Origin of the sequence: Halocynthiibacter namhaensis, from assembly GCF_000812685.1 — a bacterium.
Classification (GTDB): Bacteria; Pseudomonadota; Alphaproteobacteria; order Rhodobacterales; family Rhodobacteraceae; genus Halocynthiibacter; species Halocynthiibacter namhaensis.
In genome coordinates, this window is sequence record NZ_JWIF01000011.1 from 27475 (window position 1) to 41686 (window position 14212).

Genomic DNA, 14212 nt, shown 5'->3' on the forward strand with positions numbered 1-14212 from the left:
TCTGCGCGTCATGCTGGCGCGTGGTGATAAGAATAAAAAGAACGAAGAGAAGAAGGACTAAGGGAAAAATGGTCGGACTTGAACATTACCTAGGCGTAGCGGCGGCTTTGTTCGTCATTGGCATCTTCGGGCTTTTTCTGAACCGTAAGAACGTCATCATTCTGTTGATGTCGATCGAATTGATGCTTCTGGCGGTGAATATCAATCTTGTGGCGTTCTCATCCTACAGCGGCGATCTCGTCGGGCAGGTGTTTACGCTTTTCGTGCTGACAGTGGCCGCAGCGGAGGCCGCGATTGGCCTTGCGATCCTTGTTTGCTTCTTCCGCAACCGTGGCACGATCGCGGTTGAAGACGTCAATGTAATGAAAGGGTAAGGGGACATGGAAAAAATCATCCTCTTTGCCCCGCTTGTGGGGGCGCTGATCGGCGGTTTCGGCTGGCGGATTATCGGTGAAAAAGGCGCACAGCTTGTCACCACAGGCCTGCTGTTTCTTGCAGCACTTCTATCTTGGGTCGTGTTCCTTGGTTTTGACGGCGAAACCCGCCTGATCGAACTGGGAACATGGATCCAGTCCGGCACATTGGACACAAATTGGGCCATTCGTTTGGACCGTTTGACCGCGATTATGTTGGTTGTTGTGACCACGGTATCATCCTTGGTTCACCTGTATTCATGGGGCTACATGGCCCATGACGTGAACTTTGATGAAGCCAAGGGTGAAAACTACCGCGCGCGGTTCTTTGCATATCTCAGCTTCTTTACCTTCACCATGTTGATGCTGGTGACCTCAAACAACCTGGTTCAAATGTTCTTTGGCTGGGAAGGTGTGGGCGTTGCGTCTTACCTGTTGATTGGCTTCTATTATAAGAAACCAACCGCAAACGCGGCGGCGATGAAAGCTTTCGTTGTGAACCGGGTCGGTGACTTTGGCTTCGCACTTGGGATCTTTGGCCTGTTTTACATGACGGGCAGCATCAAGCTTGATGACATCTTTGTGGCTGCACCGGATCTGGCGCATCAGAACATCAGCTTCCTTTGGACGCAATGGAACGCGGCGAACCTGCTGGCCTTCCTCTTGTTCATCGGGGCGATGGGTAAATCTGCGCAATTGTTCCTGCACACTTGGTTGCCTGACGCGATGGAAGGCCCGACACCCGTGTCAGCCCTGATCCACGCGGCGACCATGGTAACGGCAGGCGTTTACTTGATGTGTCGCATGTCGCCACTGATGGAATTCGCACCAGAAGCCACAACAATCATCGTCTACATCGGTGCCACGACTGCGTTTTTCGCGGCGACCGTTGGCCTTGTGCAAACCGACATCAAACGCGTCATCGCATATTCCACCTGTTCGCAGCTGGGCTATATGTTTGTGGCCGTGGGTGTTGGCGCTTATTCAGCGGCGATGTTCCACCTGTTCACGCACGCGTTCTTCAAAGCGATGTTGTTCCTTGGGGCAGGGTCCGTCATTCACGCAATGCACCATGAACAAGACATGAATAATTACGGTGATCTACGCAAAAAGATCCCAGTGACTTATTGGGCCATGATGATCGGTACCCTTGCGATCACGGGTGTTGGTATCCCACTGACAACCATCGGTTTTGCGGGCTTCTTGTCTAAAGACGCGATCATTGAAAGCGCTTGGGGTGCACATACTGCCGCGGGTGGTTTTGGTTTCTGGATGCTGGTGATTGCCGCCTTTATGACGTCTTTCTACTCATGGCGTCTGATGTTTATGACCTTCTTTGGCAAGGCGCGCGGTGACGCGCATACCCATGATCACGCACATGAAAGCCCAATGGTTATGTTGGTGCCGCTTGGTGTGCTGGCAATGGGTGCGGTGTTTGCCGGTATGCTTTGGTTGTCGCCGTTCTTTGGCGATCATGATGCAGTGAACAAATTCTACGGTGTGCCAACACATGAAGTCGCAGTGGCAGAAGATGGCCACGGCGATACACAAGCGGATGATCACGGCACCACAACTGTTGAAGCGGACGCTGGTCATGCTGAGGTTGTTGTCGCGGATGCCCATGCTGATGCAGCTGAAGAACATGCGGCCGGTTGGACCCCAGGTTCAGGTGCGGTTTACACCCACCCAGACAATCACGTGATGGATAACGCACACCACGCCCCGAAATGGGTTAAGGTTTCGCCATTCATTGCGATGCTGGCGGGTCTGCTGTTGGCGCTTTGGATGTATATCTGGAACCCAACTTTGCCAGGTCGTTTGGCCAAGGCACAGCCACATGCTTATCAGTTCCTGCTGAACAAATGGTACTTCGATGAGATCTTTGATTTCCTATTCGTCAAACCGTCGCAGGCGCTGGGTCGTTTCCTTTGGAAACGTGGCGATCAGCAAACGATTGATGGTGCGCTGAATGGTGTTGCCATGGGGATTATCCCATTCTTCACACGGCTCGCGGGTCGCGCGCAGTCCGGCTTTATCTTTACTTATGCCTTCTGGATGGTCATCGGCGTTCTGGTTCTGATGACATGGCTTACGATCAGCGGAGGGGCTGAATAACATGGAAAACCTTCTTTCCATCGTCACATTTATTCCACTGCTTGCAGCATTGATCCTTGCAGTATTCCTGCGCGGTGATGATGCGGCAGCACAGAAAAATGCTAAGATGCTTGCGTTGATTGCAACCAGTGCAACCTTCCTTCTGTCGATCTTCATTCTGACCGGCTTTGACCCTGCCAACACGGGCTTTCAGTTCGTTGAGGAAAAAGAATGGATCATGGGCCTGAAATATAAGATGGGCGTTGACGGGATTTCGATCCTGTTTGTGATGCTCACCACATTCCTGATGCCGATTGTGATCCTATCCTGTTGGACCGTTACGGACCGCGTCAAGGATTACATGATCGCATTCCTGCTGCTTGAAACCCTGATGTTGGGTGTGTTCATGGCGCTGGACCTTGTGTTGTTCTACGTCTTCTTTGAAGCGGGCTTGATCCCAATGTTCCTGATCATCGGGATTTGGGGCGGGGCAAACCGTATTTATGCGGCGTTCAAGTTCTTCCTATACACTTTCATCGGATCCGTTTTGATGTTGGTTGCGATGATCGCGATGTTCTTGGATGCGGGCACAACCGACATTCCAACATTGTTGACGCATACATTTGACACCGGCAGCTTCAGCCTTTTGGGCATGCAAGTCGTTGGCGGCATGCAGACCCTGATGTTCTTGGCCTTCTTCGCAAGTTTCGCGGTAAAAATGCCAATGTGGCCTGTGCACACATGGCTTCCTGACGCCCACGTTCAAGCGCCAACGGCCGGGTCTGTGATCCTGGCGGCGGTTCTTTTGAAAATGGGTGGCTATGGCTTCCTGCGTTTCTCACTGCCGATGTTCCCGGTTGCATCTGACCTTTTGGCACCGATGGTGTTCTGGTTGTCCGCGATTGCGATTGTCTACACGTCGCTTGTGGCGCTTGTGCAAGAAGACATGAAAAAACTGATCGCTTATTCATCCGTGGCCCACATGGGTTACGTGACCATGGGGATCTTTACGGCGAACCAGCAAGGTATTGATGGTGCGATTTTCCAGATGATCAGCCACGGGTTTATCTCGGGTGCGTTGTTCCTATGTGTGGGCGTGATCTATGATCGCATGCACACACGCGAAATCAGCGCTTATGGTGGTCTTGTGAACCGCATGCCGGCTTACGCTTTGATCTTCATGTTCTTCACCATGGCGAACGTTGGCCTGCCGGGCACCTCTGGTTTTGTCGGCGAATTCTTGGTCTTGATGGGCATCTTCCAGGTCAACACTTGGGTCGCAATGTTCGCGACATCCGGTGTGATCTTGTCGGCGGCTTATGCGCTCTATCTCTATCGCCGTGTGGTGATGGGCGAGCTGATCAAAGAAGCATTGGCAACAATTTCCGACATCACACCACGCGAGAAGATCATCTTCGCGCCGCTGGTTGTCATGACAATCTTACTGGGTGTTGCGCCTTGGTTGGTCACCGATATCATCGGGCCATCTGTGGAAGCACTTGTACATAACTATCACGAAGCCGTCCCTGCCGTCATGGCAGAGGTCGCGGCTCCGGCAGCATCGCATTAAGGGACCTGTACTATGATTTCTCAGGATATTTCAGTTGTATTGCCGGAAATCGTCTTGGCGGTTTACGCGATGGCGGCGCTTATGGTCGGGGTTTACACCAGCAAGGATAAACTTGCGGGCGTGATCCTTTGGGCAACGGCGGCAATGTTCACAATTGTCGGTCTTTGGATCGCTTTTGCGGGGCCGGGCACACAGACCGCGTTTAACGGCATGTTCAATGACGACGCTTTCGCACGTTTCGCCAAAGTGGTGATCTTGCTGTCCGCAGCAGCCGTGCTGGTCATGGGCCAGGATTACATGGAAAAGCGTGATTTGCTGCGCTTTGAGTACCCGATCCTGATCACGCTGGCGGTTGTTGGCATGATGATGATGGTGTCCGCAGGCGATTTGATGGCGCTGTATGTGGGCTTGGAACTGCAATCACTTGCGCTTTATGTGGTTGCCTCGCTGCACCGCGATTCAGTGCGTTCCACTGAGGCGGGCTTGAAATATTTCGTGCTTGGCGCCCTGTCTTCTGGTCTGCTGCTGTATGGCGCATCGCTGACATATGGTTTCGCTGGTACCACGCAATTCGCAGGCATCATGTCGACAATGCATGGTGGCCACGCAAGCCTTGGCTTGCTGTTTGGCATGGTGTTCATCGCATCCGGCCTTGCGTTCAAAGTCTCTGCTGCACCGTTCCACATGTGGACACCGGATGTTTATGAGGGCTCACCCACACCTGTGACGGCCTTCTTTGCAACCGCACCAAAAGTTGCGGCCATGGGTCTGTTTGCCCGCGTGCTGCATGACGCATTTGGCGGCGTAACTGCGGACTGGAGCCAGATCATCGCGCTTTTGTCCGTTGTATCCATGTTCCTTGGCGCAATCGCTGCGATTGGTCAGAAAAACATCAAACGCCTGATGGCCTATTCATCCATCGCGCATATGGGCTTTGCCTTGATGGGGCTTGCGTCTGGTACTGTCTTTGGCGTGCAAGCCATGCTGGTGTATATCGCGATCTATGTGACCATGAACATCGGCACATTTGCCTTCATCCTGTCGCTTGAGAAAGACGGCAAGGCTGTGACTGATATTTCCGCGCTGAACCAATACGCCAAGGCCGAGCCTTTGCGCGCATTGGCGATGCTGGTTCTGCTGTTCAGCCTCGCGGGTGTTCCGCCGATGCTTGGTTTCTTTGGCAAGTTCTATGTGCTGCAAGCGGCCGTGAACGCGGGCATGTCTTGGCTGGCGGTTGCTGGTGTGATTGCTTCGGTTATCGGTGCGTTCTATTACCTGCGCATCGTGTATTTCATGTACTTCGGTGAGGAAAATGACGACGCGCTGGATGGTGGCATTTCACCGGTTTTGACAGCGGGTCTGATGGCATCTGCCGTGATCATGTTGGTTGGTATCGTGAACCTGTTTGGCGTTGAACCCCTCGCAGCAGCAGCGGCACAAGCCCTTGTCAACTAAATGGCCTGAAGGGGTAGGGCGTATTGTCCTCCCCTCTGTCGACAGTACAAATGCTGAAGCAATTCGTCAGGCCCCGACACTTTCGGGGCCGACGTGGATTCTGGGGTTAGAGCAAACCAAAGGCCGCGCGCGCCGTGGTCGGGGCTGGGTTGACCCGAAAGGGAATTTTTCCGCCACTTTGGCGCTGCGCCCAGACGGCAAGCCCGGTGATGTGGCGCTTTACAGTTTTGTTGCTGCTTTGGCGCTTTATGACGCCTGTGTTGCCGCCACGGGGCGTGCGGATGCTTTCGCGTTGAAATGGCCCAATGATGTGCTTTTGAACGGTGGCAAGCTTGCGGGCATCCTGTTGGAAAGTGCTGGGATCGCGGGGCAATCTGGTTTGATGCATCTTGCGGTTGGGATCGGCGTGAACCTTGCGGATGTGCCACTTGTGGATGGGCTTGAGAAGCGCGCTGTGCGTCCAGTCAGCCTGCAGGAAGCTGGGGCGCATATGGCGCCAGAAACCTTCCTTGATCTGCTGGCCCCGGCTTTTGCACAATGGGAACACCGGTTGAAAACCTATGGGTTTGGCCCGCTGCGCGAAGGCTTTCTTGCCCGCGCTGCCCGGCTTGGCGATGTGATCACTGCCCGCACCGGCACCGCCGAGATCACCGGCACATTTGAGACAATTGACGAGGCGGGAAGCCTTGTTCTGAAAACCACGGCTGGGCGTCAAGTGATTGCCGCCGCCGATATTTTCTTCTGAGGGGGAGGGGGCACGATGCTTCTGGCCATTGACTGCGGCAATACAAACACCGTGTTTTCCATTTGGGACGGCGAAAAATTCCTGTGTACCCTGCGTACATCCACCCATCATTCGCGTACGGCGGATGCCTATTTCACCTGGTTCACCACATTGATCAGCCATTATGGCATCAGCGCGGATATTACGGATGTGGTGATCAGCTCGACTGTGCCGCGTGTGGTGTGGAACCTGCGTGTGTTCGCGGATCGTTTCTTTGATTGCCGACCATTGGTGGTTGGCAAGCCCGAATGCATGTTGCCCGTCACATCCCGTGTGGATGAGGGCACGCGCCCTGGTCCTGACCGATTGGCCAATGCCGCTGCCGCCTGGGATCGGCATGGGGGCAACATAGTTGTGGTTGATTTCGGGACAGCTACGAATTTTGATGTGGTTGCAGAAGATGGCGCGTATGTAGGCGGTGTGATCGCGCCGGGAATCAACCTGTCGCTTGAGGCCCTGCATCAGGGTGCAGCCGCGCTGCCACATGTGGATATTTCACGCCCGGACAAAGTGATTGGAACGGATACAGTTGGCTGTATTCAATCTGGTGTTTTCTGGGGCTACTCGGGCCTGATCTCAGGTCTGATCGACAAGATTAAAGCGGAGTATGGCCAGCCGATGAAAGTGGTCGCCACTGGGGGACTTGCGCCCCTGTTTGAACAAGCCGACGTTGGCTTTGACACAATTGAAGACGATCTGACCATGCATGGATTGGTCGTCATTCACAAATATAATAAGGATGCTGGCAACTTATGAGCAGCAAAAATCGTCTAATTTATCTTCCCCTTGGCGGCGCCGGGGAAATTGGCATGAACGCATATGTCTATGGCTATGGCCCGAAGGATAAAGAACGCTTTATTCTCGTGGATATTGGTGTGACCTTCCCGGATATGGATGGATCCCCTGGCGTTGATCTGATTTTCGCCGATATCGCTTGGCTGGAAGAACGCAAAGACCGCTTGGATGCGATCTTTATCACCCACGCCCATGAAGACCACGTTGGGGCCGTTGGGCACCTGTGGGATCGCCTGGAAGCGCCGGTTTATGCGCGCCCTTTCACGGCCTATCACGCGACACGTAAAATGGAGGAACAGGGTGCACCTGCGGATCAAGTGATCATCGCAAGCCCTTGGCCTGCGATGATTGATGCGGGACCGTTTAAGGTTTCCTTCATGCCTTTGGCGCACTCCATCCCGGAAAGTTCCGGCCTTGTGATCGACACGCCAGAAGGCCGTATCGTGCACACGGGCGACTTCAAAATGGACGAAACCCCATTGGTGGGCGAAGCCTTTGATCCAGTCATGTGGGCGGATATCGCGAAAGACGGCATCAAGGCGCTGGTCTGTGATTCCACCAATGTGTTTTCACAACACGCTGGCAAATCAGAAGCTTCCGTTGGTCCTGAGATCACCAAATTGGTGGGCGAGTCCAAAGGCATGGTTGTTGCGACAACTTTCGCATCCAACGTGGCGCGCGTGAAAACATTGGCGGACGCTGGTGTTGCTGCGGGCCGTTCCGTCTGTTTGCTGGGCCGTTCCATGCGTCGCATGGTCGAAGCGGGCCACGCCACTGGCGTTTTGAAGGACTTCCCCAAAACGATCTCCCCTGAAGACGCACGCGAATTGCCACGCGAAAACCTGATGTTGCTGGTGACTGGTTCCCAAGGCGAACGCCGTGCGGCATCAGCCCAACTGGCACGCGGGAAATATCTTGGTCTGACGATGAAAGAAGGGGATTTGTTCCTATTTTCATCCAAAACCATTCCAGGCAATGAACGCGGTGTGATCAAAATCATCAACAGCTTTTCTGAAAAAGGTGTGGATGTGGTCGATGATCGCGCGGGCATTTATCACGTGTCTGGTCACGCAAACCGCCCGGATCTTGAATTGGCGCATGAGATCATGAACCCTGATCTTGTCATTCCGATGCACGGTGAACACCGTCACCTGCGTGAACATGTGAAGGTCGCCATGAGCCATGGGCGTTCCGCCGTGTTGGCCGTGAATGGCACGATGATCGACATCACCCGTGGTGGCGCGATTGTTGATTCGATCCAAACCGGCCGAACATATCTCGATGGGTCCGTGCAAATCGGTGCCATGGATGGTGTCGTGCGCGATCGTATCCGTATGGCGCTGAACGGTCATGTTCTGGTGACGATGATCATCGATGAGAACAATGAACCACTGGGCGAACCTTGGGTCGAGCTGAAAGGCTTGGCTGAGACCGGTCGTTCAAACGCGCCTTTGCAAGATGTGCTTGAAGCGGATCTAGGCCAGTTGATCAATCGTACAGGCAAGAAAACCCTGCGTGATGATGACGCTTTGGAAGAAGCGCTGCGTCGTGAAACCCGTCGTTCCGCCAATAATGAAGTGGGTCATAAGCCCGAAGTTACGGTTGTGATCAGCCGTTTGGCATAACTGGTTAATTGCCGGTGCGGGGCCAGCCCCCGCACCAACCTCTGCCAACAGAATATTTACGATTAAAATCAAAAAAAGGCGCGCTGGTTTGAACCAGCGCGCCTTTTTAATTAGGTTATATGAAGGGCTTAGCCTGCTTCGCGGCGTTCATCAAAGCTCATGGCGATAAAGCCGGGCAGGTGGTCGCCCATGCCAACCACGCGGTTGTCGCGTGCTTTGGCATTGCCAGTTGTGTTGTTGCCATTTGCATGGTTGCCATGGGCGTTGTTGTTGTCGCCTTTGCCACGACCGCGTCCACCGCGACTGCGGTTTGGCTTGGCATCATCCTGGGATAGAGCTGTTGCTTCTGTGGTTGGAACCACGGTATCTTCTTGCACTGCTGGCGCCGCATCAACCGCTTCCGGTTTCGCATCCACAGGCTTTTCGTCGCGTGGTTTGCGCCGCGTCCGTGTACGCTTGGGCTTTTCAGTCGGTGCATCATCGGATTTGGTTTCAACCGCGGGGGCTGGGTCTTTCTTCAGCGGGTTTTCCAAGCGTGGAACCGGCTGCTGAACCAAAGCCTCGATCGCGTCGAAGTTTTTCTCATCCGATGGGCCGCAGATCATATAGGCGGTGCCAGTGCGGCCGGCGCGACCCGTGCGGCCAATGCGGTGCACATAGTCTTCCGCATGTCCTGGAACGTCGAAATTGAACACATGGCTGACGTTTGGCACGTCAAGTCCACGGGCGGCAACGTCGGACGCACAAAGGAAGCGAAGCTTGCCTGAGCGGAACGCATCCAATGTTTCCATACGCTTGCTTTGGTCCAAATCACCGTGGATTGGCGATGCGTCATAGCCGTTTTTGTTTAGGGATTTTGCAACAATATCAACGTCAGACTTGCGGTTGCAGAAAATGATCGCATTGGTGCATTTTTCACCTTCGCTATCAATCAACTTACGCAAAAGATTGCGTTTTTCACTGCTGGCGCGATCTTTGCGTGATGGTTTGAACATCACCACACCTTGGGTGATTTTGTCGTTTGTTGTGGCGGCACGTGCAACTTCGATACGCGCAGGCGCAGACAGGAAGGTGTTTGTGATGCGCTCGATCTCAGGGGCCATAGTGGCCGAGAAGAACAGGGTCTGGCGTGTGAAAGGTGTCAGGCCGAAAATGCGTTCGATATCAGGGATAAAGCCCATATCAAGCATACGGTCGGCCTCATCCACAACCATAATTTGCACACCGGTCAACAGCAGCTTGCCACGTTCAAAATGGTCCAACAGACGGCCAGGTGTCGCGATTAAAACATCAACACCACGGTCAATCAGCATGTCTTGTTCTTTGAAGGACACACCACCGATCAACAGGGCTTTGGTCAGTTTGACATGTTTGGCGTATGTGTCGAAGTTTTCAGCAACCTGGGCTGCCAATTCGCGCGTTGGACACAGAACCAAGGACCGTGGCATACGCGCACGAGCGCGCCCACGGGCCAGCATTGAAATCATTGGCAGGGTAAAAGACGCAGTCTTTCCTGTGCCAGTTTGGGCGATTCCCAACACGTCACGCCCCTCAAGGGCAGGGGGAATTGCGCCAGCCTGAATCGGTGTGGGGCTTTCGTAGCCCGCTTCATCAACGGCTTTCAGGACCTTGGGTCCAAGTTTTAGATCACTAAATTTTGTCATTATTATCCATGACTTGCAGGGCGTATTCCCTGGCCCTGCTGAACAGGGGATTTTCGGAGCGCGCGACCCGCGTGGCCGCCGGTACAATGGGGTGCTCCAGACACCGAACGTCGTAGCGCCTTTCTACGCGAAGGTCAATAAAGCGCGCATACCAATCACGCCTAAGTGGAAACTGCGACGGGGGTGCAACAATCAGACGCGATTGTCAGCTGTCGCTGTTTTGATTTCCGCGAACTTTGGCGAGCCGGTGGAAAATATTGTTGCTGTCTGTATTCAGTGCGTTCAATAAATCCATCACAAGCCAAGAAACCGGAGTGTCCTGGCAACTTTGACAAAGCTGAAACAAACGCATGACCAAATAGCGGTCTAGGTCGCCGTCTTCCAAGCTGAAAGGCTCCATCTTCAAAGGCATGGGGCCACGATTTTTGGCTCCGAAGCTAAAAATCTTCCAACTGGGCAAGCCGGATGTTTTGCGTTCGGCCTCAAATATCTTCAACATTCCGAAAAACTGTACAGCTTCGCACCCTAAAAGGCGTTCGGTTTCGGTTTCTCCGAGTTCAGCGAATGTCTGGATGGCTGAAATCTTCCAACGCGATGATAAACGGTCCAGTAAATGTTGCGCTTGCTCTGCCCAGACGCGATGCCACAACACGATGAATTCGTCTGCTGGATTGCGTCGCCGGAAAACGGGAATGAGTTGTGCTGTCATGAGACAGAGTGCGGATTGCGCAACATATTCCCGTGACATTTCCACATGTACGTCCTGCATCCGGGAAGGATAATGCAACCGCCCTTGATGCGTGAAATTTGCGGCCGGAGGCGGGCAGGGTGTACTGGCCAATATGGCGAGATCGGCATGAACATCAGGCAAAACAACGGTGTTTGAAGCGAATGGTTCCTCGCGGAGGTTCCATTCATTAAGAAGGCCAGCAAAGCCACTTTTCCAGGTGATGCTTTCGGCCTTTGCCATGCTAAACCATCATTTCCTTGGTCGCTGATAGGGTCACATCCGGGTAGTCACGCACAACGCGGTCGATGTCCCATTGCATCCGTGTCAGGAACACAGTGTCGCCGTCGTTATCATATCCAATATGTTGTTTATTGGCGTCCGCAAATTTTTCGACAGCTGATTTTTCGCCGTGTACCCAGCGCGCTGAGGTGAACTGGCTGGGGCTGAAGTTCACAGGCAACCCATATTCAAGTTCAATGCGAGACCCCAGAACTTCAAATTGAAGCTGCCCAACAACGCCAACAATAAAGCCAGATCCGATTGATGGCTTAAACACTTTTGCGGCACCTTCTTCGGCGAATTGCATAAGGGCTTTTTCCAAGTGCTTTGATTTCAGCGGATCACCAGCGCGGACACTTTGCAGCAATTCCGGCGCAAACGAGGGGATGCCGGTGACGCGCAGGGCTTCGCCCTCGGTCAATGTGTCGCCGATGCGCAATTGGCCGTGGTTGGGAATGCCGATGATGTCGCCCGCCCATGCTTCTTCGGCCAGTTCGCGGTCAGAGGCGAGAAACAACACGGGGTTAGAGATCGCCATGGGCTTTTTTGTGCGCACATGGGTCAATTTCATGCCGCGTTTGAAGTGGCCTGAGGCCATGCGAACAAAGGCCACGCGGTCACGGTGTTTGGGGTCCATGTTGGCTTGCACTTTGAAAACAAAGCCCGCGACCTTTTTCTCAGCCGGGTCGATATCGCGTGGCTGTGCAGTCTGTGGCTGTGGTTGCGGGCCATATTTTGCGATGCCGGCCATCAGTTCTTGCACGCCAAAACTGTTGATCGCTGAGCCAAACCAAATCGGCGTCAATGTGCCGTCCAGCATGGCTTGGTGGTCAAGCGGTGGGAGAAGTTCTTTGGCCATCTCGATTTCTTCGAGAAACTGTTCAAGCAGATCGGCTGGGACGTGTTCTGCCAAACGAGGATCATCAAGTCCGTTGATCTCAATGCTTTCCGCGATCTTATTGCGATCCGCGCGATCCATCAGTTCAAGACGATCGCGCAGGATATCATAACATCCAATGAATTCACGCCCTGTCCCAATCGGCCAGGATGCCGGTGTCACGTCGATTGCCAGGTTTTCCTGAATTTCGTCAATGATTTCAAATGTATCGCGGCTTTCACGGTCCATCTTGTTACAGAAGGTCAGAATGGGAAGATCGCGCATGCGGCAAACTTCGAACAGTTTTTGCGTTTGGCTTTCCACACCTTTTGCGCCGTCGATCACCATAACAGCGGCATCCACAGCGGTCAGCGTGCGATAGGTGTCTTCCGAGAAATCCGAGTGGCCAGGCGTATCAACGAGGTTGAAACGATGCCCATCATAGTCAAATGACATGGCCGATGCCGACACAGAGATGCCGCGGTCTTTTTCCATCTGCATAAAGTCAGAACGGGTGCGGCGTGCTTCGCCTTTGGCCCGGACCTGACCGGCCATCTGAATAGCGCCACCATAGAGAAGAAATTTCTCTGTCAGAGTGGTTTTCCCCGCATCCGGGTGCGAAATGATCGCGAATGTGCGACGGTTCGCAATCTCGGGCGGTAGGACGGGCTGGTTTGGTGCTAAATCTGACATGGCATTCCTATAGGGCCGCGATGTTCAAAGAGCAAGCTTAGCCCCCATCAATTAACAAGAATTGCCCAGAATTAACGGGGGGATGACGCGCGTTTGAGACGGTCTGCCATGTCGAGATGCAAGTCAGTCTTTTCGACCTCATAAACCCGGGGGGATCCCATAGCTTGGGTGGGGGCAACGTCGGAAAGCTGTACATTCATTTCATCTGGCAGGGCGGGGCTTGTGCTGGGATCCAGCAACATGCTTTCAGCCGCAATCCCTTCAGCATAAATGATTTGATGATCATCAAACAGGATTTGATAGTAATCGATGAAGCCCCCTTCGAAGGTCCGGATGGTATCATCATTCACCAAATGACGGGCCTGCACCATGACTTCCGAGCGGCCAAGTTCAAGTAAATCCACGCGTTGCCAGAAAAACAGACGCTGTGTGGGGCTGACGAACAAATCCCTCGCGTTGTTCAGCGCACCTTTTTTGATGAGAATCGGCGCGAATTTCCCAACAGCGCGACGTGTCGTGCCGCCAACCCAGCGCACTTCTTGTGATCCGTTATCGCGGGTTAAAACGTGATCGCCTGCGCGAAGGTCTTCGACCTTACGTTGTGTGCCATTTGCCAAAGTGATGGAGGTGCCGCCGCCAAATGATACACATGCGATCAGCGCGAAGAATTTCTGAGGGTTTTGGCGATTTATGCCAATCAAGCGGTAGGGGATAGAGGGCGCAATGTCGGTCATTGGCAGCAAATGTGTTTGGACGAAATGTCCAGTTTTTGGGCAGACCTCGACCATAATGAGCGCATCAATCGTCTTCCCGTTGTGTTTCATCAATGTGATGACGGAATCCAAGAAAATCGCGTTGCCCGGTTGACCGATATTTGTTTCCGACGCGATCAGATAATCGGGCTTTGCAATGGCATCAAAGGATGTGTCAGCCGGTACAGGGATGATTTCTAGGCTTTGCAACGCGCTGTCGCGACTGATTTGATAGTGATCATCAAGTAAAAGACCTGCTGCGTCTTGCAGGGTGTCACCTAAATTAACGCCGTCTGAAACAATAAAACAGGATCCTGGGATCACGGGTAAACTGAAACGTCCGGCATCTGCGGCGGCATATTCTTTGTTATATAAAACGTTCACATTTACCTACAATCTGTCTGCGGAACCGCAGGTTAATCTTGGGCTTGATCTTTAACACTATTTAAACAAGGCAAAAAAATAACTCAAGTCGTCTATT

Annotated in this window: 11 protein-coding genes; 7 read left to right on the forward strand and 4 right to left on the reverse strand. The window is 53.3% G+C overall.

Annotated features, from left to right (window positions below; translation table 11 throughout):
• Positions 1-68: 68 nt before the first annotated feature.
• Genes nuoK through RJ38_RS01215 form a run of 7 tightly spaced genes read left to right on the forward strand, consistent with a single transcriptional unit; the run spans position 69 to position 8736 of the window.
• On the forward strand, positions 69-374 hold the full coding sequence (nuoK, locus tag RJ38_RS01185; RefSeq protein ID WP_039017093.1) for an NADH-quinone oxidoreductase subunit NuoK: 306 nt from the start codon (positions 69-71) through the stop codon (positions 372-374).
• A gap of 6 nt (positions 375-380) precedes the next feature.
• Positions 381-2528 (forward strand): NADH-quinone oxidoreductase subunit L, encoded by a 2148-nt coding sequence (nuoL, locus tag RJ38_RS01190; protein ID WP_039017094.1) that lies wholly within the window; start codon positions 381-383, stop codon positions 2526-2528.
• 1 nt (position 2529) lies between these two features.
• Positions 2530-4077 (forward strand): NADH-quinone oxidoreductase subunit M, encoded by a 1548-nt coding sequence (locus tag RJ38_RS01195; RefSeq protein ID WP_039017095.1) that lies wholly within the window; start codon positions 2530-2532, stop codon positions 4075-4077.
• 12 nt (positions 4078-4089) lie between these two features.
• On the forward strand, positions 4090-5532 hold the full coding sequence (nuoN, locus tag RJ38_RS01200; RefSeq protein WP_039017096.1) for an NADH-quinone oxidoreductase subunit NuoN: 1443 nt from the start codon (positions 4090-4092) through the stop codon (positions 5530-5532).
• Positions 5522-6277, forward strand: coding sequence for a biotin--[acetyl-CoA-carboxylase] ligase (locus RJ38_RS01205; RefSeq protein WP_039017097.1), 756 nt, complete (start codon positions 5522-5524; stop codon positions 6275-6277). Before nuoN ends, RJ38_RS01205 begins: the two co-directional genes overlap by 11 nt.
• 15 nt (positions 6278-6292) lie before the next feature.
• Positions 6293-7072 (forward strand): type III pantothenate kinase, encoded by a 780-nt coding sequence (locus tag RJ38_RS01210; protein WP_039017098.1) that lies wholly within the window; start codon positions 6293-6295, stop codon positions 7070-7072.
• Positions 7069-8736, forward strand: a complete 1668-nt coding sequence (locus RJ38_RS01215; RefSeq protein WP_039017099.1) for a ribonuclease J — start codon at positions 7069-7071, stop codon at positions 8734-8736. The genes RJ38_RS01210 and RJ38_RS01215 overlap by 4 nt, the downstream gene beginning before the upstream one ends.
• 128 nt (positions 8737-8864) lie before the next feature.
• On the opposite strand, the gene RJ38_RS01220 is transcribed toward RJ38_RS01215, so the two are convergent.
• From RJ38_RS01220 to RJ38_RS01235, 4 genes are all read right to left on the reverse strand, one after another.
• Positions 8865-10400, reverse strand: coding sequence for a DEAD/DEAH box helicase (locus tag RJ38_RS01220; protein WP_039017100.1), 1536 nt, complete (start codon positions 10398-10400; stop codon positions 8865-8867).
• A 205-nt stretch (positions 10401-10605) separates the two neighbouring features.
• Positions 10606-11370: a hypothetical protein gene (locus RJ38_RS01225; RefSeq protein ID WP_039017101.1), complete on the reverse strand. Its 765-nt coding sequence runs from the start codon at positions 11368-11370 to the stop codon at positions 10606-10608.
• Between the two features lies 1 nt (position 11371).
• On the reverse strand, positions 11372-12979 hold the full coding sequence (locus tag RJ38_RS01230) for a peptide chain release factor 3 (protein ID WP_039017102.1): 1608 nt from the start codon (positions 12977-12979) through the stop codon (positions 11372-11374).
• Positions 12980-13050: 71 nt separating this feature from the next.
• Positions 13051-14115 carry a Hint domain-containing protein gene (locus tag RJ38_RS01235; RefSeq protein WP_052245117.1) on the reverse strand — a complete coding sequence of 355 codons (1065 nt, stop codon included), beginning with the start codon at positions 14113-14115 and terminating at the stop codon, positions 13051-13053.
• Positions 14116-14212: the final 97 nt, after the last annotated feature.

What these genes read in the sequence shown, in the direction of transcription:
- nuoK (WP_039017093.1), top strand. Translation starts at nt 69, where the DNA reads ATGGTCGGACTTGAACATTACCTAGGCGTAGCGGCGGCTTTGTTCGTC.
- nuoL (WP_039017094.1), top strand. Translation starts at nt 381, where the DNA reads ATGGAAAAAATCATCCTCTTTGCCCCGCTTGTGGGGGCGCTGATCGGC.
- RJ38_RS01195 (WP_039017095.1), top strand. Translation starts at nt 2,530, where the DNA reads ATGGAAAACCTTCTTTCCATCGTCACATTTATTCCACTGCTTGCAGCA.
- nuoN (WP_039017096.1), top strand. Translation starts at nt 4,090, where the DNA reads ATGATTTCTCAGGATATTTCAGTTGTATTGCCGGAAATCGTCTTGGCG.
- RJ38_RS01210 (WP_039017098.1), top strand. Translation starts at nt 6,293, where the DNA reads ATGCTTCTGGCCATTGACTGCGGCAATACAAACACCGTGTTTTCCATT.
- RJ38_RS01215 (WP_039017099.1), top strand. Translation starts at nt 7,069, where the DNA reads ATGAGCAGCAAAAATCGTCTAATTTATCTTCCCCTTGGCGGCGCCGGG.
- RJ38_RS01220 (WP_039017100.1), bottom strand. Translation starts at nt 10,400, where the DNA reads ATGACAAAATTTAGTGATCTAAAACTTGGACCCAAGGTCCTGAAAGCC.
- RJ38_RS01225 (WP_039017101.1), bottom strand. Translation starts at nt 11,370, where the DNA reads ATGGCAAAGGCCGAAAGCATCACCTGGAAAAGTGGCTTTGCTGGCCTT.
- RJ38_RS01230 (WP_039017102.1), bottom strand. Translation starts at nt 12,979, where the DNA reads ATGTCAGATTTAGCACCAAACCAGCCCGTCCTACCGCCCGAGATTGCG.